This window comes from Pseudomonas frigoris (genome assembly GCF_047758635.1).
Taxonomy (GTDB): domain Bacteria; phylum Pseudomonadota; class Gammaproteobacteria; order Pseudomonadales; family Pseudomonadaceae; genus Aquipseudomonas; species Aquipseudomonas frigoris.
Genome location: NZ_CP180479.1, coordinates 2,570,157 through 2,592,006 on the forward strand (window position 1 = coordinate 2,570,157; position 21,850 = coordinate 2,592,006).

The 21,850-nt window shown below is 57.2% G+C and carries 21 protein-coding genes and 1 pseudogene; 10 read left to right on the forward strand and 12 right to left on the reverse strand.

The window, feature by feature from the left end:
* Positions 1–25: 25 nt before the first annotated feature.
* On the reverse strand, positions 26–1,024 hold the full coding sequence (locus ACMXYH_RS11605; RefSeq protein ID WP_415767133.1) for an MBL fold metallo-hydrolase: 999 nt from the start codon (positions 1,022–1,024) through the stop codon (positions 26–28).
* Between the two features lie 399 nt (positions 1,025–1,423).
* Between ACMXYH_RS11605 and ACMXYH_RS11610 the strand changes: the two genes are divergently transcribed.
* Positions 1,424–2,002 (forward strand): eCIS core domain-containing protein, encoded by a 579-nt coding sequence (locus ACMXYH_RS11610; RefSeq protein ID WP_415767134.1) that lies wholly within the window; start codon positions 1,424–1,426, stop codon positions 2,000–2,002.
* Here ACMXYH_RS11610 and ACMXYH_RS11615 read toward each other — a convergent pair.
* From ACMXYH_RS11615 to ACMXYH_RS11635, 5 genes are all read right to left on the reverse strand, one after another.
* The gene (locus ACMXYH_RS11615) at positions 1,971–2,681 is read right to left on the reverse strand and encodes a class I SAM-dependent methyltransferase (protein WP_415767678.1); all 711 of its coding nucleotides are present in this window, start codon (positions 2,679–2,681) and stop codon (positions 1,971–1,973) included. The two genes, ACMXYH_RS11610 and ACMXYH_RS11615, sit on opposite strands and share 32 nt — an antisense overlap.
* Before the next feature lie 182 nt (positions 2,682–2,863).
* Entirely contained in the window at positions 2,864–3,556 is a 693-nt protein-coding gene (gene arsH, locus ACMXYH_RS11620; RefSeq protein ID WP_415767135.1) for an arsenical resistance protein ArsH, read from the reverse strand.
* An 11-nt stretch (positions 3,557–3,567) separates the two neighbouring features.
* Positions 3,568–4,038: an arsenate reductase ArsC gene (locus ACMXYH_RS11625; protein ID WP_415767136.1), complete on the reverse strand. Its 471-nt coding sequence runs from the start codon at positions 4,036–4,038 to the stop codon at positions 3,568–3,570.
* A 29-nt stretch (positions 4,039–4,067) separates the two neighbouring features.
* Positions 4,068–5,351, reverse strand: coding sequence for an arsenic transporter (locus tag ACMXYH_RS11630; protein WP_415767137.1), 1,284 nt, complete (start codon positions 5,349–5,351; stop codon positions 4,068–4,070).
* Positions 5,352–5,374: 23 nt separating this feature from the next.
* Positions 5,375–5,722, reverse strand: a complete 348-nt coding sequence (locus tag ACMXYH_RS11635; protein WP_415767138.1) for a metalloregulator ArsR/SmtB family transcription factor — start codon at positions 5,720–5,722, stop codon at positions 5,375–5,377.
* Positions 5,723–6,019: 297 nt separating this feature from the next.
* Between ACMXYH_RS11635 and ACMXYH_RS11640 the strand changes: the two genes are divergently transcribed.
* Positions 6,020–6,592 (forward strand): DUF2214 family protein, encoded by a 573-nt coding sequence (locus tag ACMXYH_RS11640; protein WP_129436853.1) that lies wholly within the window; start codon positions 6,020–6,022, stop codon positions 6,590–6,592.
* A 71-nt stretch (positions 6,593–6,663) separates the two neighbouring features.
* Complete coding sequence (locus ACMXYH_RS11645) at positions 6,664–6,900, forward strand: hypothetical protein (protein ID WP_134422554.1); 237 nt, start codon at positions 6,664–6,666, stop codon at positions 6,898–6,900.
* Here ACMXYH_RS11645 and ACMXYH_RS11650 read toward each other — a convergent pair.
* Positions 6,897–7,196 (reverse strand): hypothetical protein, encoded by a 300-nt coding sequence (locus ACMXYH_RS11650; RefSeq protein ID WP_415767139.1) that lies wholly within the window; start codon positions 7,194–7,196, stop codon positions 6,897–6,899. The genes ACMXYH_RS11645 and ACMXYH_RS11650 overlap by 4 nt on opposite strands.
* Before the next feature lie 309 nt (positions 7,197–7,505).
* Here ACMXYH_RS11650 and ACMXYH_RS11655 point away from each other — a divergent pair, with 309 nt between their 5' ends.
* The 6 genes from ACMXYH_RS11655 to ACMXYH_RS11680 all read left to right on the forward strand — a co-directional run bounded on the left by ACMXYH_RS11655 (position 7,506) and on the right by ACMXYH_RS11680 (position 15,390).
* A complete protein-coding gene (locus ACMXYH_RS11655) occupies positions 7,506–8,528 on the forward strand; it encodes a helix-turn-helix transcriptional regulator (RefSeq protein ID WP_415767140.1) in 1,023 nt (340 codons plus the stop codon).
* Positions 8,529–8,843: 315 nt separating this feature from the next.
* Positions 8,844–10,712: an amidohydrolase gene (locus ACMXYH_RS11660; protein WP_415767141.1), complete on the forward strand. Its 1,869-nt coding sequence runs from the start codon at positions 8,844–8,846 to the stop codon at positions 10,710–10,712.
* Positions 10,713–10,730: 18 nt separating this feature from the next.
* On the forward strand, positions 10,731–12,473 hold the full coding sequence (locus ACMXYH_RS11665; RefSeq protein WP_415767142.1) for an amidohydrolase: 1,743 nt from the start codon (positions 10,731–10,733) through the stop codon (positions 12,471–12,473).
* Positions 12,474–12,583: 110 nt separating this feature from the next.
* Positions 12,584–13,324 (forward strand): TorF family putative porin, encoded by a 741-nt coding sequence (locus tag ACMXYH_RS11670; RefSeq protein WP_415767143.1) that lies wholly within the window; start codon positions 12,584–12,586, stop codon positions 13,322–13,324.
* A 50-nt stretch (positions 13,325–13,374) separates the two neighbouring features.
* Positions 13,375–14,787: a purine-cytosine permease family protein gene (locus ACMXYH_RS11675; protein ID WP_415767144.1), complete on the forward strand. Its 1,413-nt coding sequence runs from the start codon at positions 13,375–13,377 to the stop codon at positions 14,785–14,787.
* Between the two features lie 144 nt (positions 14,788–14,931).
* Positions 14,932–15,390 carry a GNAT family N-acetyltransferase gene (locus ACMXYH_RS11680; protein ID WP_415767145.1) on the forward strand — a complete coding sequence of 153 codons (459 nt, stop codon included), beginning with the start codon at positions 14,932–14,934 and terminating at the stop codon, positions 15,388–15,390.
* A gap of 15 nt (positions 15,391–15,405) precedes the next feature.
* Here the strand turns inward: ACMXYH_RS11680 and ACMXYH_RS11685 are convergent, their stop codons facing one another.
* The gene (locus tag ACMXYH_RS11685; RefSeq protein ID WP_415767146.1) at positions 15,406–16,266 is read right to left on the reverse strand and encodes a phosphotransferase; all 861 of its coding nucleotides are present in this window, start codon (positions 16,264–16,266) and stop codon (positions 15,406–15,408) included.
* Between the two features lie 108 nt (positions 16,267–16,374).
* Positions 16,375–17,199: a hypothetical protein gene (locus tag ACMXYH_RS11690; RefSeq protein ID WP_415767147.1), complete on the reverse strand. Its 825-nt coding sequence runs from the start codon at positions 17,197–17,199 to the stop codon at positions 16,375–16,377.
* A 1,205-nt stretch (positions 17,200–18,404) separates the two neighbouring features.
* On the opposite strand from ACMXYH_RS11690, the gene ACMXYH_RS11695 reads away from it, so the two are divergent.
* Positions 18,405–18,755 (forward strand): DUF7079 family protein, encoded by a 351-nt coding sequence (locus ACMXYH_RS11695; protein WP_415767148.1) that lies wholly within the window; start codon positions 18,405–18,407, stop codon positions 18,753–18,755.
* A 378-nt stretch (positions 18,756–19,133) separates the two neighbouring features.
* Here ACMXYH_RS11695 and ACMXYH_RS11700 read toward each other — a convergent pair whose 3' ends face one another.
* From ACMXYH_RS11700 to ACMXYH_RS11710, 3 genes and pseudogenes are all read right to left on the reverse strand, one after another.
* Entirely contained in the window at positions 19,134–20,408 is a 1,275-nt protein-coding gene (locus tag ACMXYH_RS11700) for a PIN-like domain-containing protein (RefSeq protein ID WP_415767149.1), read from the reverse strand.
* Between the two features lie 108 nt (positions 20,409–20,516).
* Entirely contained in the window at positions 20,517–21,044 is a 528-nt protein-coding gene (locus tag ACMXYH_RS11705; RefSeq protein WP_415767150.1) for a lysis system i-spanin subunit Rz, read from the reverse strand.
* A pseudogene (locus tag ACMXYH_RS11710) lies at positions 21,044–21,467 on the reverse strand (cell wall hydrolase). Before ACMXYH_RS11710 ends, ACMXYH_RS11705 begins: the two are co-directional and overlap by 1 nt.
* Positions 21,468–21,850 lie beyond the last annotated feature (383 nt).

Below are 21,850 nucleotides of genomic sequence, written 5' to 3' on the forward strand. Positions count from 1 at the left end.
GATCCTCCGCTAGACGGGTAAAGGTTTAATTCTTGGGCTGGGGGGCGTCGCCCGAAGATGCAGTCGGCGTTCCGAGCAGTCCGATAGCGCTGTACCAGAGCGGTCCTTGATTGATGCGGTCGGGGTGGAGTTCGATCATCTTGTCGAAGAACTCACGTGGGGTCGGCTTCTCGGCGAGTAGTTCTATGGCATCCAACAGGTATTGGCGGGTCTGCTCCAGAATGACTGGATCATCGGCACGATTTTTCTGTTTGTGCCCAGCAATAACGATGCGCGGTTTCAAAGCTTCTACTTGGTCGATCGCCTTGACCCAAGCTTGGAGCCCCCCGTTGCCGCCTTCGAGGAGATATTGGTGTACACCGTTGTAGGCAACGTCGCCGGCCACCACCAGTCCCATGGACGGCACATACAGCACCGTGGTGTCGTCAGTATCTGTATGACCGACGTCTATGGCCTGGATGGTATTGCCCTCAAGCGTGAAGCCTTCAGCAGGTATCGGTTGAGCAATAACATCGGTCTTTCCAATGAGCCCGGGAAAGTCCTTGTCATATACCTTTTCGCGTCCGACAGTGGCCTGCTGATGCATGAGTCGGATCGTGCCTTCGGTGGCATATACAGTGGCCCCTGGGAACCGCTCGAGGATCTGTTCAGTGCCGAACCAGTGATCGCCATGTCCGTGGGTCACGTAGATGTATTTCAAGTGCTTACCGGATTGCGCAACCCAGTCGCTGACCTTTTGCGTTTGCTCACGGCTCATTGGCGGATCGATCAGCACAGCGTCGGTTTTCCCGAAGATCAGGGTTGAGGTGATCGGCGATGAAACGATGCGATCACCATTGGGTAGGCGTTTATCGCTCGCCCTAGTTACCCCGTCAGTAACGAGTACTTCATAGGACAATGCCGAAGGGTGGGACATATCGTTCTCTCCTGTACTTTTCGCTGCTGCGGACTCGGCAGCGCCTGATAAGCAGGAGGCCGTGACCAAGATAGTGGTGAGCAGTGCTCGAATGGAGATGCTGGGCATAACTGACCTCTATCTAGTGAAGTGGGACGGAGGTTGGACATCTACTTGCGTTGCCGATGTCAGATACAGCATTGATCGAACCATTAGCCAGGAGTGTAGATTAGTGCTGGGCGCATGAGTCGGTACTCGATGCGATGCAGCTTCGACCGCTTATGTCCGGTTACTGCCTGTCGCGAAGGACTGCAATTGGCTGTGGATTCAACCGGTCGCGACGGGCTGCTACCAGCCAAGAGCTGCCACGGACGCATGTCTACTAAAGTGAGGATTCGCAGGAAACAGTGGTCTGTCGCTTCCTGCGATTATCTTGGGGGCGCTTGGTTCGGGACTACGCTAAAGCCATGCGGATCGTCGATCAATGGTGGCCCACTGTTCGCGCTGCGTCCGTCCCTGGAGCGCCCAATGTCGCCCATCACCACGCGCCTGGTGGCGCTGTTTGTTCTTTGCCTGACTCTTGACGTGTCAGCCCAGACCAACGCCTGCCCACCTGGCGAGAAACAAGTGTGCCTGGACGGCTGCATCTGCCTGCCAGACCTGGTGCCTGATGGCATCTACCAGATCGCGGCACCTGCCCTGGCGCTGTGGCTGACCCAAGCCCGCGCTGAAGCAGCCAGCGCCGGCATCCAACCCATCCCACCGCACATCCGGGAACAACTGCTGCGCTGGTACGACCCCAGCGTCCTCGACGCCGCGCGCTACAAAGTGAGCGACAACGGCCAATTCAGCGCCGCCACTGCCATGCTGCAAAATCCCGATGTCGGTGCCGTGACGCTGATCGACATCATCCTCTTCCGGGACGCTCAAACCGCAGAACAGGACGTCGCGCTCTGGGCTCACGAATTAAAGCATGTGCAGCAATATCAGGAGTGGGGGGTAGAAGGATTTGCCCAGCGGTATACACAGGATTTCAATGCTGTGGAGGCGCCGGCTTATGCCATACAGGCTGAGGTCAGGCGGTTGGTGCGGGAAGGGAATTACTGAAGAGTACCGAACCCCGCTGCTCGGCCACCAACAGCAATGACTGCGGCACAGGACTTTGCGGGTGCTGCGGCTCCTGCAGGGCGGCCAGCTGAAAACCGGCCATGTCCAGCGCATTGAGCCAACTGGACAAGGAGCGGAAATACCACGGCATGGGTTGCCATTGCCCCTTGAACCCAGTGAAGGTCTCTTCCCGCCAGCCATCCTGATAGTCGCCCGCCGCCACGGTCCACGGATGCAGCGTCTGGATCACCAGCGCGCCGCCCGGGGCGAGCAGGGCGTTCATGGCCGCGAGCAGAGGGATGATGTCCTGGTGCAGCAGCGCGAAGTTGGCGCAGATCAGGTCGTAGTCGCGGCCGATGTCCACCTTCGCTTCCACCAACGCTTCATAGCTCTCCAGATGCACCTGCGCAGAGCCCGCCGCCCGCGCCGCCTCGACCAGCGTTGCATCGCCATCCACACCGACCGCCTCGATGCCCCGTTCAGCCAGCGCGCGCAACAGCCAGCCCTCGCCGCAGCCCAGGTCGAGCACGCGCTCTGGCTGGCGGCTCAGCACCGCCAGCAGGATTGCCTGGTCGGTGACCTTGAGGCGGCTTTCGATGGCGCCGGTGCGGATGGCTTCGATCCAGGATTGGGCGTTGTGGTGCCAGCTGTCGAGGAGGGTGGATTCGGGGGCGGGCATATCGGTGACCGGAGTTGTTGGTTGGATAGAAGGATAGGACAAGTGCGGGTGGATCGCAGACGCTTTACGGCGTCCCGTCGAACGCAGCAAGGTCATGCCCGTGGCCGCGACCGAACTGGGCGTACTCCTCGAACAAACCTTTTTGCAGGATGAAGCCAAACGCTTTGGCTTCATCCCTGCTTTCAAATAGACCGTTGATTCACACGCTGAGTCAGTTCTTCCGCTGACTCCTTGCGTTCCGAGTAGCGGTCAACCAGATCCGGGCGCTCGCGCAGCAGCAACGTGAACTTCACCAGTTCTTCCATGACGTCTACCACCCGGTCATACAGCGAGGACGGTTTCATGCGGTTCCCTTCGTCAAACTCCAGAAAAGCCTTCGGCACGGAAGATTGATTAGGGATCGTGAACATCCGCATCCAGCGTCCCAGCACGCGAAGCTGATTGACCACGTTAAAGGATTGGGAACCGCCGCTGACCTGCATGACGGCGAGCGTTTTCCCTTGGGTCGGGCGAACGGCGCCCAGGGCCAGCGGCACCCAGTCAATCTGGGCCTTGAATATGGCAGACATGGAGCCATGGCGCTCGGGTGAACACCAGACCTGCCCTTCAGACCATTGCATCAGCTCAAGCAATTCCTGAACTTTCGGGTGATCGTTGGGTGCGTCATCCGGTAGCGGTAGTCCCGATGGATTGAAGATCCGCGTCTCTGCACCGAAGTGTTCGAGCAGACGGGCCGCTTCTTCGACCAGCAACCGACTGAATGAACGTGCGCGGGTCGAGCCGTACAGCAACAGGATTCGCGGCTTGTGTCGGCCGTCGTCACTGGCAATGGACGAAATCAATGACGCGTCGAGATTAGGCAGTGGGTTGGTCATGGGGGCTCCCGTTACAGTGTGCTGATGCGGTCGAGTTCGCGCTTCAGTGCGTCGCGATCAAGTTGGGCGAAGGGCAGGGTGAGGAACGCCCGGCAGCGCGTTTCGATGCGCGCAAGCGTCGAGTGAAATGCAGCGGCGACGACTGTCTCATCACCCTTCACCTCTGATGGATCTTCCAGTCCCCAGTGGGCCTTAAGGGCCGGTCCGAAGTAGACCGGACACGCTTCACCGGCGGCCTTGTCGCAGACGGTGATAACAATGTCCGGGGGGTTGGCCTCGAAGGCGTCGTTACCTTTGCTGCTTAACCCGTCGATCGCAATCCCGGCCTCTTGCAACGTGGTCAGGCTGCGCGGCAGAACCTGTCCTTTGGGGAAACTGCCGGCGCTGATCGCCTGGAAGCCTTGCGGTGCGAGATGATTGAACATCGCTTCGGACAGAATGCTGCGACAGCTATTGGCGGTACACATGAACAGAACGCGCATGACGACTCCTCTTTCCAGACGGGCAGGTGCTAAACGCCCAGGCGCAAGGCCAGGGCAGATAAGGTGATGAACAGAATCGGCAGCGTCAGAACGACACCCACCTTGAAGTAATAACCCCAGGTGATGCGGATGCCCTTGCGCTCCAGAACGTGCAGCCAGAGCAGTGTTGCCAGGCTACCGATAGGCGTGATTTTCGGGCCCAGATCAGAGCCGATGACATTGGCGTAGATCATGGCTTCACGCACCACACCGGTGGCGTCACTGGCCTGAATCGACAGCGCACCCACCAACACCGTAGGCATGTTGTTCATGCCGGATGACAGCAACGCCGTGAGAAAACCAGTCCCCAACGCGGCGCCCCAGATGCCGAATTCGGCAAAGTAGTTCAGGGCTACCGTCAGATAGGTTGTCAGGCCAGCGTTTTTCAGCCCATAAACCACCAGGTACATGCCCAGCGAAAAGGTCACGACCTGCCATGGCGCTTCACGCAATACACGTCGGGTTGAAATCACATGCCCACGCGCCGCAACGGCGAACAGCATCGCGGCGCAGACAGCCGCAATGACACTGATCGGAATGCCCAGTGGCTCCAGTGCAAACAGCCCAATCAGCAACAAACCCAGAACAATCCAGCCGACGCGAAACGTCAGCGGGTCTCGCACGGCACGTCGTGGATCTTGTAGGTCATCCAGTGAATAACGTTCGGGTATATCACGACGGAAAAACCAATACAGCACCCCCAGAGTGGCGCCTACGGCAACGAAATTGACCGGGACCATGACCGAAGCGTACTCGCTGAAACCCAGGCCGAAGTAGTCGGCTGAAACGATATTGACGAGATTCGACACCACCAGGGGCAGGCTGGCCGTGTCGGCAATAAAGCCCGCCGCCATGACAAACGCCAGGGTAGACGCGGGCGAAAAGCGTAATGCGAGCAGTATTGAAATTACGATGGGGGTCAATATCAGCGCCGCACCGTCATTGGCAAACAGGGCGGAAACGGCTGCACCCAATAGCACTGTGAAAGCGAACAGACGACGACCATCGCCCTTGGCCCAGCGTGCCACATGCAGTGCGGCCCACTGAAAGAAGCCTGCTTCATCAAGCAACAAACTAATGATGATGACCGCGATAAACGTAGCGGTGGCGTTCCAGACAATGCCCCACACCAGTGGAATATCGTCCAGCGTCACGACGCCTGCAATCAGTGCAAGAGCAGCCCCCAAGGAGGCGCTCCAGCCGACACCCAGTCCCTTGGGCTGCCAGATGACCAACACAATGGTGACGAGAAAAATGGCGAACGCAGTAATCATGAGCAGTCTCGACGGGTGATGGGTCAGCAGCAGGCGGCAGTGTTGATAGGGCGGTCGCCCATCGCTTTGAGTCGAGTGCTGTTTTCCTTAAGCCAGTCGGCGTTGGCTTCCAGGGTTGTCTCAAGAATGGTGCGAACCCACTTTGGCAGTTCGGGGTTGAGCCGGTAATACACCCACTGACCTTGGCGGCGGTCTAGCAGCAGGCCACATGCCCGGAGCTGCGCGAGGTGGCGGGAGATTTTGGGCTGACTGTCGTCCAGGGCGCAGACCAGTTCGCAAACGCATAACTCTCCCTCACGGGTGATCAGCAAGGTGGCCCGCGTGCGAGTTTCGTCGGACAGGCATTTGAATACGGCGGCAGGGTTCAGCATGGAGGCGTCTTCAGTACATGTGGTTATCCGAATATACGTTTATCCATATGTGTCGAGCAAGCCAAAATCAGATCGACGTCAGTAAGACGATCTGTCGGAAGTGACTTTGCAAAGGGGCTTGAATCAGTGAATGGCTGCTTCTGGGCCTTTTGCTGTCTGTCGCGACAGTTGTATCGCGGTCGGTGCCAGCCTAGGAATGAATGCTCATCTTGAAAATGCAATTGCAAATTTGTATCATTCGTTTTCAATTCAGCGAAGCAGGGAACGCAGCGCCAAAACAATAATAAGGTCAAGGCAATGCTCAAAATGCTTCTCGTATACGGTCATCTGCTTGCTACGTGTATTGCCTTGGGGAGGGTGCTGCAGGCGGATCACAAGCTTTGGAGTTGGCGCAAGGAAATACTGGACCAGGCGAGGCTTGAGTACCTTGATGAAACTCAGAGGATCGTCAGCCTCGCACTACTGGCCCTTTGGGTAAGCGGACTGTTGCTGGTGCTTCAGGGTTATCTCAATGAAGGCGACGCGTATTTGCTCAATCAGAAACTCTGGGCCAAGGTAACTGTCGTCGCGCTGCTTAGCCTCAACGGTGCATTACTGCATCGAGTCGGCTTCCCGTTGCTGCAAAAGGCTCCATTCGTCGCACTGCGCAGTGCAGGCCGCACGCGGCTCGCCTTGTTGGGTGCGCTTTCCATGAGCGGTTGGCTATTCGCCGCTTTCCTGGGGGTGGCTCGAGCCTGGAATCACGTGTTGCCTTATCTACATGTGATGGGCGCATTCGCCGCATTCTCGTTACTGGCTTGTTGCGTGGCACTTGCAGTTGCCGGTAGGGCGGGCAGTGTCGGTGCACAAAAATCCTCGATACCGGGGTAGCTATCAATAATGTGCAGTTGGCTCTGAGGGATCGTACGGAAACCGCAGTTGCTCGTTATTGCTGCAGATTTATGGCCGTGCCGGTTGGCTGGCCGCTCCAATGGGCGGCCGCGAATTCACTGGACATTGCATTCGATACGGAGATGACTGCGCAACTCCAAGCGGAGGTGCATCATGCTGCTCAAGAAATGTTTGTGGGCTCTGGCAATTGGCGTGTTAATCAGATGCCTTCGGTCATGACGCGACTGGCGTTCGGTCAAGTGATTGACCGCGAACCGAACGGCCCGCTTTCACTGCCCCTCTATTAATTTTTGCACTCTGCCAACACCACTTTGCAGGTATCAGGTGTGCCACCGGATCGGCCGGCATAGCGTATGCAATTGTCCAGGGATTTTTTGCGAGCCATGTTCAAGGTGGAGCCCCAAGCCAGGCCGCCCTCGCCGGCAGTGGGTAGCGCTTTTGCATAGCAGCTGTCGCCTATGTTTGAGGCCGAATAGCGAGCAGTGGCAGCTTTGCCTGCACATCCCGCTGTCAGCGCCAGGTTAATGGCGAGCAGGGAGAGCAGGACCCATGACGAGCAGTGGCGCGCAGTTTTTCCGGTCATCCCATCTCCCCTGTATCAAGAGGCTAGAGGCATGTTTGTGGTCGTGTTCTATTTAGATTAGACGGTGTTGTGCCTGCCCCTGGGTCGGTTTAGCGGAATTAGCGCATTTGGGTCATTCTTGCTGACAGCCGGAGTAAACCGTACGACAGCGAGCGGCGATCCGTTTGCGCACAGCGTGGCCTTCCGGCGCTATTGCCAAAAGCTGCCAGTCACCAGAATTCTCCCGCTACAACAGCGCTCGCTGGACGCCATAACCGCGCCTATGGCATCGTCGAAAAAATACGACGTGTAGTAAACAGGATAAAAACAATGGAGGAGGGTGATGAGGTCGGCGCCAACACGGCGATGGCCACGCTAAAGGCGTTTAATCGTTGCGTGTTGCACCTGGGTCGCCTTGCCCGAGATCGAGGCGCCTCCCAATTTATCGCCGACGGCCTGCAGGCCTTCCGCCAACTGGTGCCCTTCGCTTCGGCATGGTGGGGCGAGATGTCTGCGTCAGGCGTCAATGCGCCTCCCAAAAGCTGGATGCACGGGCGAATCAATCTGCCCGAATCGTTTGCCACCGAATGGCACAAGAGTGCGGGTGACGACAAATTCTCCCATGACACCTTGAGTCGACCCGGTGAGGTGGTGTGCGACAGCGGGTTCACCGACCCTAATGAAGAAGTGGACGCGTTCGCTCGGCGCCACGACCTCTACCACGTGATGTGCATCACCTTCGAGTTACCCGAAAGCGGCTTGATGTTCTTCGTCTGTCTCTACCGTGGCGGTGATGCTTGTGCGTTCAATGACAGTGAGGACGGATTGTTTTCGGCGTTCTGCGACCATCTGTTGCAGTTGTGGCGCTTTCAGGTGCAGGACATGATTCGCTGCGACACGGGCAACGGGGCGAGTGACTTCGGGGTCGCCCGGATGGACGGCAGTCTGCTGTATGTGGGCGCAAGTCTGTGCGCCGCCATTCAGCGCGAGTTGCCCGGGTGGAGCGGTTCAATGCTTCCCTTTGATGTCATCGCACAACTGCAAAAGGCGCCCTGCGTGATTCGCCTGGGTCGCACTGCAATGACGCTTAGCCCCAACGCCGAGCACGTCATCCTGTCACTCGAAACACAGTCGCGCGGGGCGGTGCTGGCGCCACGCGAGCGCACGGCTGCGATGCTGTTCGCCGCCGGCCATTCCTATAAGGAAATTGCCAAAATCCTTTCTCTGAGTCCGGCCACAGTGCGCACCTATCTGCGCAACTGCTACTTGCAACTCGGCGTGAAGAGCAAAGTGGAACTGGGTTCTGTCCTGCGGTCATCGACCTCGCTTGCGGAAACTGCACGTCGTAATTAAGCAGCGCCATAACGCATACCTTGTAGCAGCTGCCGAAGGCTGCGTTCGGCTGCGCAGCAGTCGTGAAGTCAGACTATGCGGTGCACCAGACTCACCGCGCACTCAAGGTTTACGACTGCTGCGCAGCCGCACGCAGCCTTCGGCAGCAGCTACAAAGTATGCGTTGCTGCTCAACTGACCGGTATTTGCCTTACCCCTCCTCATTTGTGGAGGTCCATCCGACCGTCGTGCTCTATAGGGTATGCCCTGCATATCAGGGGCTTGCGACCGTCCGTTCGGGCCACTTCCAAAACTATAAAAATAGAGGTGAGGCAGTTGAAATTTTCCAGGCTATTTATCGCCGTTGCCGCGACAACGGCATTTTCCTGTATGGCGCTGGTAGGGTGTCAGACACACGCTTCGACAGGCGCCGACATGGTCATGCGCAACGGCTATGTCTACACCGTCGACGGCAAGAATTCCGTGCAGCAGGCGATCGCGGTCACGGGTGGGAAGATCGTTTATGTCGGCAGTGATGCAGAGGTTTCCTCTTACATCGGCCCGCAGACACAGCTGATCGATCTGGCGGGTCGCATGGTGATGCCGGGCTTCATCGATGCGCACATGCATCCGGGGGACGGCGGCCGCGCCATGACTTTGTGCGACCTGAAATACCAGACGATGACCCGCAAGGTTTTCCAGGAAACCATTCAGGCGTGCCTGGATGCCGACAAGGACAAAGGCCCCGATGTCTGGCTCGAAGTGGGCAGCTGGGACCGCATTGGCATGACCGGACTCGACGGCGATCCCGACAAGTCGACACTGGACGCGCTCAAGACCAACCGTCCAATTCAAGTCCGTTCCACCGACTTCCATACGGTGCTGACCAACTCTCGCGGCCTGGCGGTCGCCGGCATCAACAAGCACACGGCCAATCCCGGTGATGGCAAGTACGTGCGCGACAGCGCCGGCAACCCGAACGGCATCTGTGAAGACGGAGCCGCCGAGGCCATGGCCGCCGTGGTGCCACCCGCCACCGACGCAGAGAAACTCAATCAGACCCGCGCGGCGCTCGACGCCATGCGCCAGCAAGGCATCACCAGTTTCTTCGATGCCTTGTCGGGGCCGGAAAACGGCAAAGCGTTTACCACCCTGCAGCAGTCGGGTGAGCTGACGGCCCGGGCCTTGTTGGCGATCAAACTGGACCCTGCCGCCGCCGCTGCCGACCCGGACAAAACCATCGCCGAGGCCAAGGTAATGGCCACTACCTACGACCAGGGCGAAGCGAAACCGGCGCCGGGCGTGAGCATGCGTCACGTCAAATTGTTCATGGACGGCATCATCAACGCGCCGGCCGACACCGGTGCGATGTTGACGCCGTACCTGCGCAACGCCGGCACCGACACGGCGCCGAAGTGGACACCCGGCAAGAACACCGGCGAGCTTTACTTCCCGCCGCAAGTGCTCAACCCGCTGCTGCTGAAGGCCGTTCAGGCCGGCCTCGATCCGCACCTTCATGCCACCGGAGACCGCGCGGTGCGTGACTCACTGAACGGCATCGAATACGTGCGCCAGCAACTGCCTGGCAATGGCTTCCGCCCAGCCATTACTCACAACGAGTCGGTGGACCCTGCCGACTATGCGCGCTTCAAGGCGCTCGATGTGACTGCCAACATGTCTTTCCAGTGGGCCCAGCAGGCACCCTCTACGGTTGACGGCACCAACGAGCATCTGGGGGCTGCGCGATTTGCCCGCATGGAGCCATCGGGAAGCATCGCCCGTGCCGGTGGTCGCGTTGCGTATGGCAGCGACTGGCCGGTCGACCCGCTCGATGAGTTCCTGGCGCTGAAGATCGGTGTCACCCGCTCAGGTGATCCGCTGAACCCGCACAGCTACGGCCCCAAGTATGCGGGGAGGCTGAATGCCGACCCGGCGCTGTCGCGCACTGAAGTGCTGCGCACCATCACCATGAACGCTGCCGAGCAGCTGAAACTGGACGCTGTTGTCGGTTCGGTCGAGGTCGGCAAGTTCGCCGACTTGATCGTACTGGACAAGAACTTCATGCAGGTCCCCGAGGAGGAGTTGGCTCGAAATAACGTGCTGCTGACGGTCGTGGGCGGCCAGGTCGTGTGGGCCAAGGCGCCGTTCGTTGGCCTTGATCCGAAGGCGTTGTCCCAGGCATCAGCCGCCCGCCCAGTCCAATAAAAACAAGAGAGTGTTCCGATGCCGCGATTTATTCCAAACCTGTTGGCCGCAGCCCTGGCCTTTTCTTCGGTGCAAGCCATGGCCGCCGCTGACCTTGTGTTGTTCAACGGCAAGGTCTTCACCGCCGAACCCGGTCAGGGATTGGTCCAGGCAGTGGCCGTGCAAGACGGCAAGATTCTCAAAGTGGGCAGCAATGGCGAGATCAACGCCTTGGCCGACACCCGCACACAACGGATCGATCTGGCGGGCAAGGTGCTGATGCCAGGAATGATTGATACCCACAGTCACCCGGTGGTTGCGGCCTTCGACAGCATGGGGGCCAACCTGCTGGATGAAGTCAAACCGTTGCCGGAGCTTGAACAGTGGATTATCGAACAGGATCAGGCGGGCATTGCGCGTGCCGGTGACGTGATCAGCATCGCCGGGGTCAGTTCGGCCTATTGGGGCAAGAGCCGTGAGTTGGGGGAGCGCTTCAATCAGGGACGCTGGGTGGATCAACCGGTGGTCCTCAGCGGGATCGACGGGCACACCGGCTGGGCCAACAACGCCATGCTCAAGCGTCTGAAAATCGACGCGACACTGGTAAAAGGCCTGTCGGAACAGGATCGCAGCTATGTGGGTCATGACGCGGATTTCACCCCCAATGGTTATTTTGCCGAGTCTCGCTGGGACCTGGTACGCAGCCAGCTCCCCGCGCCCAGCGACGAGATCATGTTGAAAGCCGCCCGCGAGGCGGTGAAGGTCAACAATCAATACGGCGTCACCGCCTGGATGGACGCCGCGGCGAATGCCGGCAGTGGCGATTCGCTGTTCGACTTCAAGGCAACCGAGCAGAGTTACGGCGTGCTGCCGCTTTACCGCGAACTGGCAGAGAAGGGCGAACTCAATGCCCACGTCGCCGCGCTGCTGTTGACCAACCCAAAAAGCCGACCGGCCGACCTGGAAGTGCTGGCCAAGGTCATGAAGAAATTCGAGGGTGTGCCCAACCTGAGTTTTCCTGGCATCAAAGTATTCGCTGACGGCGTTCTCGAGTTTCCGGGGCAGACGGCAGCGGTCATCGTTCCCTTCAAGAACAGCCATAAAAACGGTCAACTGCTGATCGACCCCGCGCACTTCGGTGAGTTGGTCGTGGCGGCGGAGAAGCGCGACTGGATTGTGCACATGCATGCGGTCGGCGACCGTGCGGTGCGTGAATCACTCAATGGTTTTGCCTACGCGCGCAAACTCAACCCGACACCGGTGGCTCATAGCATCAGCCACCTGCAATTGGTCAACCCGAAAGAGTTTCCGCGCTTCAAGCAACTTGGCGTGATCGCCTCCATGCAGCTGCTGTGGGCTACCGGCGAGAGTTACACCGTCGAGCTCGTCAAACCCTATATCAGCGCGTTTGCTTACGGTTATCAATATCCCGCCAAGTCCCTGCATAACGCCGGTGCGGTCATCGCCGGTGGCAGTGACTGGCCGGTGTCCAGCCCCAATCCATGGAATGCCATCGCTCAGGCCAGCACGCGCAAAGGGCCGCTGGGCGTGTTGAATGCCAAGGAAAGCATCGATCGCCAGACCATGTTCTACGCCTACACGCTCAATGCCGCCAAGGCCCTGCGCCTGGAGCAGCAGATTGGTTCGCTGACACCCGGCAAACAGGCCGATCTGATCATCCTCGACCGCGATGTCTTCAAGGTCAGCGATGACGAACTGTTCGACACCAAGGTCCTGAAGACCTTCTTCGCCGGCAAAGAGGTGTACGCGCCCGCGTCCTGACCCTCCGTTCACCCGCACCACGCAAAAGACGCCCGGCTCCTCGTACGACGAGGGGCTCGGCATCGCCATGCCTGAAACAACCCGCACCTCCATAACAATAAGAGACTTGTATGAACGCACGCTCAGTATTGACCCTTGCCACGCTTGTATTGGCCCCCCTGACCACCCAGGCACTGACACTCAACGATGACTTCAGCCTGGACATGACCCTGGGAGTTTTCAGCGACTACCGCACCCGTGGCATTTCGCAAACCCTGGGTGATCCGGCGGCTCAGGCCGGCGCCACGCTGATGCACAGCAGCGGCCTGTACGTTGGTGCCTGGACCTCGAATGTCGATTTCGGCGGCGAGTTCAAGACGCGGCAGGAACTCGAGTATTACGCGGGCTACTACTGGCAGGCGACCGAGGCCATCAGCCTCGATCTGGGGTACATCAAGTACGACTACCCAAAAGAGGGCCAATTCAACCTGAGTGAGGTCTACGCCGTCCTTGACGTTTATGGCGTGAAGCTTGGCGCTTACTACTCAAACGATACGCCGAACTTCTTTGGCGAGGACCAGGACACCCTTTACACCTACCTCAGCTACAAAATCGAATTGCCGGCCGAGATCGGCCTGGACCTGCGCGTGGGTCGCAACGATGTCAAAGACCCGGCATTCTGGTCCGCCAGCGGCGAAAGCCGTGATGCCTACAGCGAGTGGGAAGCCAAGTTGACCCGTGACTTCGTGGGCGTGACCTGGGGCCTTAGCTACATTGATACCGACCTGTCGAAAAGCGAATGCACGAGCTGGTACGGCTATGGTGATCTGTGCACCGCCACTGTGGTTGCCAGTGCCAGCAAGGCGTTCTAAGCGTTCGAGTTCGCACCATAAAAACAAGCGCCTCAAAGGAAAACACCGTAATGACCAAGGTCAGCGATAGTCAGCAGCGAAGTCCCCTGATCGAGACACGTTCGATCGATTACATCCCCGAGGCCGAGCGGCATGGCAGCCTCTACAGCCAGTTCACCCTGTGGCTCGGCGCCAACCTGCAGATCACGGCGATCGTCACCGGCGCCCTGGCCGTGGTGCTGGGCGGCGATGTGTTCTGGTCGCTCATCGGCTTGCTGATCGGCCAGGTGCTCGGCGGCGCAGTGGTTGCCCTGCACGCGGCGCAAGGACCGAAGCTTGGGCTGCCGCAGATGATCTCCAGTCGTGTGCAGTTCGGGGTCTATGGGGCGGCCATCCCGATTGTGCTGGTGTGCCTGATGTACCTCGGTTTCAGCGCCACCGGTGCGGTGTTGTCGGGGCAGGCGATTGCCCAATTGATCCATGTCAGCGACAGCGCCGGCATCCTGATTTTTGCCTCGTGCATCGCGTTTCTTACGATCTTTGGTTACCGGGTCATCCACCTGGTCGGCCGGGTGGCCAGCGTGCTGGGCATCATCGCCTTCGTCTATCTGTTTACCCGGTTGATGACCCTCAACGATATCGGCCTGTTGCTGGAAAACCGTCACTTCGGCTGGAGTACTTTCCTGCTGGGGGTGTCGTTATCCGCGTCCTGGCAGATCGCTTTTGGTCCTTATGTGGCTGACTACTCACGCTACCTGCCGAGCAAGACTTCGTCGTGGAAGACGTTCGCTGCCGTCGGGCTTGGAACGGTGCTGGGCGCCCAGGCGTCCATGGTGCTGGGGGTGTTCGCCGCGGCGTTGGCCGGTGCGAACTTCCGCGGTCACGAGGTGGCGACTATCGTCGGGTTGGGCAGCACCGGGGTGATGGCGTCCCTGCTGTACCTGAGCGTGGTGTTCGGCAAGGTCACGGTGTCCACGCTCAACGCTTATGGCAGCTTCATGTGCGTGGCCACCATCATCAGTGGTTTCCGCAGTCGTCTCGAGATTTCCGCCCGCCAGCGGATGGTGTTTGTGTTGTTGATTGTCGCGGCGTCCACCACGCTCGCACTGCTGGGGCAGTACTCGTTTTTGAACACCTTCAAGTACTTCATCCTGTTTTTGCTGACCTTCTTCACACCGTGGAGCGCGATCAATCTGGTGGATTACTACTTCATCAACAAAGAGCGCTATGAAATCCCGGCATTGTCCGACCCGGCGGGTCGCTATGGCCGCTGGAACATGCGCGGGATCAGCGTGTATGTCGTGGGTGTATTGATCCAGTTGCCCTTCGTCGATACGCACTTCTACTCCGGGCCAATGGTGGCGCAGCTCGGCGGTGTCGATATTTCCTGGATCGTTGGTCTGGTGGTCCCGGGGATTCTTTATTACGGCCTGGCCAGGACATCAATGCCGGCGGTGGCCCTGAGCGGAGCTGAAAGGCCTTAAGGATTGGGTGAACCCCAAAAGATCGCAGCCTGCGGCAGCTCCTACAAGGGACGGCGTACACCTGTAGCTGCCGCAGGCTGCGATCTTTTGATCTACATTTCCCTTTTCCCGCTCATCAAATCAATCCGCAAGGAGACGACAACCATGGACATCCAGGCCCAGCGCGCCGACGCATCCCACATCGATCAAATCGCCAGCCTCTTCGACGCCTATCGAGGCTTCTACGGCCAGCCGTCGAACCTGCCGCAGTCTCGCGAGTTCATCGCCGAGCGCATTGCCCGGGACGAATCCGCGATTTTCTTCGCCCAGGCCCCCGGCGGCGAGGCGCTGGGTTTCGTCCAGTTGTTCCCGACGTTCTCCTCCATCGACGCGCACCGCACCTGGCTGCTTGGCGACCTCTTCACAACACCCGCCGCCCGAGGGCAAGGGGTCGGCACGTTGCTGATGAACACCGCGCGAGCCTTCGCATTGTTGACCGGCGCCAAAGGCATGGTGCTGGAAACATCCACGGACAATGTCGGCGCGCAACGGTTGTATGAATCCTTGGGCTATGTGCGCGATACGGGTTACTACACCTACTGCCTCGACTTGAAGCAAGGCTGAGCCAACCGCTACCGGTTACATCAACTCGTGCAGGAATGCAGCTTGGGCCTTGGGGCAGGTGAGGATGCGGTAACGGGTGCTCCGGGAAACACCACGGTCTCGAAAGCGCTCATACACCGCCTGGAAAACCTCACGGTTCAATTGCGGGTGCTGATGCTTCAGGTAGCGTTCACAGCACGCGTTGTAGTGTTCAACCGATATGAACGTGTTGAACCAGTAGCGATAGAAGTAACCCAGCAGAAAACCCAGGCTGAAGTCGTGATCCAGCACCGAATGCGCGCAGCATTCGAAATCGATCAGGCGCAGCCTGCCATCGGGGCCGATCAGGATGTTCTTGGGGTGTGGGTCCATGTGAACAAACCCCTCGACCAGCGTCTGCCCAAACAGTTGGAAAATGTCCAACAGCAGCGTTTGCGCCTGTTCGGGCTGGGCGATCAGTCGTTCATCGACGCTGCAATGATTGTCGAAAAAACTGACCAGCAAATACTCTTCCTTGAGAAACGGAAAACGTCCAACGTGGCCGAATGCAGCCACTCTGGGCGATGATTCTGACTTGGCAGACACAACGGACAGATTGATGAATTCGTTGGTCAGGTCATGCAACCCGAACACACGCTTGAGGCCCAGAAAATTCTGCAGCTGCTTTTTCCAGTGGGTCAGGCGGTTGTGTTTCAACACCCATTTGCGCTCACCTTCGAGCAGGAACACGCTGCGGGTTTCCTCGGGAATATCCAGCAACGCATGTTGATCCGGCTTGGCAAAAAAACGCTGAAGCACCGCCACCAGTTCGTTCTGATCAGATGGATCTAAATGGAAGGTGACGTCAGCAATCTTTTGCTGATTCAGAGGGGAAGTAAGGTGTCGGAGGTGGCGCATGTACAGTCCCTGCTAAGGCTTTCTGGTCCATAAAACGCCGGCAATCGAGCGCGACGCTTTGTCGTTATCGGCAGGACGCTGCAGACCCTTACTCACAGGGTTGATTTTTTATTGTTGGGTTGGCTGCACGTACGCCGCATCGGTGCTTTCCGAGACGCCAAAGGTTGACTTGCCGTAGTCCAACAGGACGGCACCGCGTGGGTGGTTGAAGCGGTATTTACCGGCGACTTTGGCCTGCATCTGGCCCAGCGAGTTGTCGGTGCCGGCCAGCGGCGTGGCCTTGGAGCGGGTCCAGCCGGGGCTAACTTCGACCTGCAGCAAGTCGCCCAGGTCTTTGGGTTGGGTGAATGTGGCCATGGGCTGTTCTGGCTGGCGGGCGGTTTCGGCGAGGCTGTCGATGGCCCACGACGGGGCGACCTGGTCGGCGGTGTCTTTGTTGAATTGGCCGATGAGCCATTCGCGGAAGCGGCGCCAGAGGTCGGCGCTGAGGTAGTGGCCGTGGTCGCTGAATTCGATGACGCCTTGCTCGTCGTCGGCGAGTTCTATGGGGCGTAGGCCTTTCACCGATGGTGGTTGCGCGCCGAGAAAGCCGACGTGGCGTAGGTAGTAGACGCCGGGCACGGGGTTGTTGGCGGCGTCTGGGTGGTAGAAGGAGGCGGAGATTTTTTTGTAGCTGCCTTTGGCGACTTGTTCGGCGAAGGTGGCGTCGACTTGTTGGGGTTCGGCGATCAGGCCTTGGGCGGTGGCGGATAGGGATTTGACCCAGCCGGCGGCCGGGGCGCCGTGCTGGGGATGGCCGATGACCATGGGGGCTTCGTGGAGCGATGGGTTGTAGGCTGCGACGGTGGCGGTTAGGTCGGATTCGGTGAAGTTGAAGCTGGTGCCACACATGGCGGTGTGGGTGCCGGGTTTGAAGATGTGGAGGGGTTTCATGGTTGAGCGCTGCACTGGAGGAATGTGCAGAGCGTGGGCTTGAAAGTGGCTTGGGGCTTTTAATCGGGTTTAAAGGGTTTGGGTGGGAGTGCCAGGCGAGATTCGCGGCGGGTGTGATGGTTTTGATGAGCGAGATGAGATGGGAAGTGATGACGAGGGGAGCCAGTGCTGCGCTATGCGGCTGGCTGGCTTTATAAATCATTTACGTCGTGTTGTTCGCTCAACCGTGAGCCGACACGCAGTGTACCGTTGCTTGTGCCTTCTAAGACGACTGTGTAAAGCCTTCGGGTCTGGTCTTGGTCTGAGCTATAGCTAACGGGGAGAGCCATTGGTTTCAGTGGTGGAAACTGGGCGATTACTGCTGGTTGCAATGGACGGCTGTTGACCCGAAGCGGGCCGTGATGGAGGGCACGAGTCGGCCAAGAGCGGACGTTGGAGCTATCACCAATGAGTCAGCAAAGTAGCTCCCTACAGACTTCACAGGGGAGCCACGCGACGGGTCCCTTTCGACGCGTGAAGCATCTGACTAGAACTTCGCGGTCGCAGGCTTGCAGTCGCCGATAAAGCCAGCGAACTGTTGGCCATCGTCCAGTTCGTACATCAATACGCCGTTCCCGCTAAGCCGATTCAAACTTACATGAAGCCTGACGACTTTCCGACCAAATCGCTCTTTAGTAGAAACGATATACGGGAACGACGAGTACCACTCATTCGTGACAGCGAGGTCGCCAGTGATCTTGCCCGTTAGTGGCGTCGTGACCGTTAGCGCTCGGCTCTGAGGATCAATCTGAATTGTCACTTGGCCACGCGCTCCCTCGCTTCGACCAAACCCGTCTTGATGCGTCCATATCTCGCCTTCACACAGAAGGTACACGCTGGCACTTGGCTTTGTCTGCGCAGCGGCAGATAGGGCCCATACGCCGAAAATGGATGCAAAGATGATGGCTCGACAGTCCATGAGTCTCTCCACTGATGACCGAGGGGATTACAACGTTACGCATTGCCCTAACGCATTATTTAAGTCGATCCATGGCTGGGCGCCGACTAGGTGTTAGCAAGGGATACGGGGGCGGATTTGATTTCCCTGGCCGCAATCGTCTGCTTCGGGTCGCAAGCGGGCGGTCTTGACGGCGAGTAACTCTCTGAACGCTTTCGGCTACTATACCTTTTGGCCGCTGGGCTCCATTCAAGCTTCGGGATATTACATGGAAACTGTCGACGCAAACCGCCTGAAGATCTGGCAAGCACTTTCAGAATTTTTTCTCGACACCGAGATCACTGACTCGACTTTTGACTATGTCGCTCGCGTAGTCTTGGAAACAGGCTATTCGCCCAAAGAAATTCACAACATCCTATGGGGTGAGGTTTTCCCGGCACTTGAGGGAAACCTCAAATCCATTGCTGGCGAATGGGCGGGATGGACAGATGAATGGCTGTTAGAGCATCTGTCGGTATGCGAAGCCTCTACGAACAAATTGGGTGACAGCGGCATTGTTAAAGAAATCAGTAGATGCTGGGGGCAAGTGGCAGTCCGGCTTCCGTCGGCGTACGCCTGAGACCCGATTCCGATCCAACGCCCTCGATGGCTTCTGGCTCGTATCAGCCAATTTCTGCCGATGCTGACCGTCAGCTATGGGTCGACACCAGCCCTTCATGTATGGCTTAACGCGGGGCAACTGGATAGGGATTCGAACCCCTTCCACTATGTATGTAGGCCGCTCAAGGCCAGGTAAACTGGTAAAACGCTCGCAAACGCGAAGCCCACGGAGGCGCAGAGCGGCCTCGAATCTGCCCTAAATTTGCCCTAAACCAAAAGGCAACAATAGGTGCTTCACCACCTTGCTACTAAGCTTTTCCGCTGAATATTCTGTGCAGCACTACTCGTTAACACGCATCAATCGTGTCACACGTCAGAAACCATGTTTTAAATGGCACTATAAGTCGTATCTAGCGATTGCCTTTTGTAGCTCACTCACACGTTCTTTATAACCCTGATAAGTTCTACGAAATTTTTCAAGATTAGCACCAACATCCTCTATCTCTTTATCCAAATCATTCAACACATGCAATTGAGCAGTCGAGGCTGCCACTCCATCAGGATCGGTAAACTTCAACGAATCATTATAAACATTGAAACTTGCCTTACGATTAGCGGTAATTGCCTTCAAATGATAGTCCAATTGATCCAAATGCGGCAAAACCACGTCCATCTTACCAAAAACCACTTCCAACTCCGTACGAAGAGCCTGTACACCCTCACTATCTGCAACCTTCGCAATCAAACTATCAGCTTTCAACCTCTGACGCCTTAATGCAGCCTCCTCCGAAACTTCCTCTCCCCGCGCATCAACAATTTCATCAACGGCGCTTTGCGAAGTCACTCTATCTAAATATGCATTTGCTTTTTCCATAAACTGTTCTGGCAAATACATATAAAAACCCTGACCAACCTCCCGCACAAACTCTTCGATCAGCTTAGGATGAGGTCCTAGTGGCCTGCCACTGTAAACGGTCCACCAATCCTCCTTACTATCCCCAGTAACAAACACCACAGGTAACCCATCTGCTTTAGCTTTCGCGAGTGTCTGCCGCCATACAATGTAGTCTCCTAGCGGTCTTAACTTATCAATCCTAACTTCTGAGTTGGCACCCATTTTTCCTACATCCTTGTAACCAGGCGGTATCTGCTGCGCATATCGAGCTGGTCCAACAACCAATACTTCCGCCACATCCGAATTTGACAGCGGCTCGCCCACACGACCATCCAGTAGAGTCGCAAGCTGGGATTTCACGTCATCCTCATCAACTTTCGATAAAAATTCGTTTTTATACGCTTCCAAATCCTCCACCACTTTATCAAAAACAGCGGTAGACTCTCGCAAAGTTTCTTCTTTCACAAACGGATGCTGCTTAGGATTCAAAAAAGACCGTTTCAATTCCGCAGTGCTTTTTATTGCGTGCTCGTAAATCTTAACCTGATGGGAAATCACCAAAACTCTATTTATCAGATACTCACTTGCCACTTGATGCGGTATCCACAGCCGCTCGTTAAGCCCTTTAAATATCTCAAACAATTCAGCGCGAGTTTCATCTGAATAACGATACAAACTTAAGAGCACACTTGCATCCAAAACAAAAAGACATCGACTCCAAATATCTTTCAAGATATCGGAATCATTTGCAAAGTACCCTGGAAACGCCTTTTTCATTTCTTTCCCTTGTGATAAGTGATCACCCCCGCCCCACGGGCCATAAGAATCTGACCCATCAAGCCCTCGACGGCACAAAAATGTTTTACACATTAAGGAAACGAATCGTTAGTTTTCGTAAAGCCCTAGGCCTTTGACATAAGCTTGGCACGCCGCCAATGCAATTAATCCTCGGTCACCCGCATCGGTGATTCGGATAATTCGTTGAGCATGCGCTAGGTCAAGTCGGGCGCACGTTCCTCCATGAACCACGCCGCCGGCGCCGGTGGAGGCAGGCACTGAACAGCCACAGGTTGCATCGGTGGCGTCGAGTAGAACTGACAGCCGCAAATTAGCAGTGGCAAGACGATCGCGCAAGCGAGCTTGGTTGGTTTGAGCATCGCTCAGTTCCTTGTAGTGGGATTGTTCGCTGGCCGACAGGTGCTGCTCCAGCACTTGACGTTTGTCCTGAGTGGCGCGCAACTGGGTGGCGGCTGCATTGCTGATAGCGCTCAGATCATCGGCATAGAGTCGAGCCTGATTAGCTAACTGCTTGCCGTAGCTGTTCGCTTGCCAGCGCCAGGCAACAGCCCCGCTGCCGAGCATCAGTAGCGCGACCAAAACCGAAGCGCTGAGGGCTCGCCACGCCAGCGGCATCACGGCACATCCTTGTAGAAGAGATGGCGGCCGAGCTTCAGCGTTTGCTTCGCTCCCACGGTCCAGGCCGGAGGCTTCGGCATGGTGGCGAGTAGTAATGCGTGGCGCCGCCGGTGGGATCGGGCACCTTGCCGGCCATCACCTGTTCAGCGGCGATCTGCGCCTGGGCAAATTCACGGAGTGGGATCAATCTTGCGCCGCTCAGGAAGGCGTAATTCGGATCGCTCTTGTTCCAGCAACTGAACTGGTACGGCTTCTGGCACACGCCGGCATAGCCCTCGCCCCACCACGAATTGGCTTTGCAATCGTTCACGCGGTTGCGGATGGTCCAGGCCACGGCGATTTGACCTGCCAAGCTTCACCGCGAGCCTCCCCCCACAGAGTTCGCGTAAGAATGTCACGGTCTTTATTTGTAACGGTCATAGGTTATCTCACTCCAGGCGTAAAAAATCCGCTCAAGGGCGGGTATTTAAAAAGCTTCTTGAAAGTCAGCTTTTCATTTTAAGCGCTACTCACTTGCAATAGAGCATCAAAAAGATGAACTCGAAGATTCAGCCCTCTCGACGCATAAGCGCGAAAACTAGAAAAAAATTATTGAAACGCCCAGCAAACTGACCCGATTTCTGGTCTTCCTCGGAGCAATTTTTCTCCATTTTAGGTGGAGGGGAGCCTGCCGTAGATTTTTGGATTGCTTGGTTTTTTCACAAAAAATTAGGTATCTGCATTGGTGATTATCAATAACTGAGCCAAGGAATTTCTGCGGCGATTCTACCATTGAAAAAAATTTGCTAAAGTCTGAACGCACA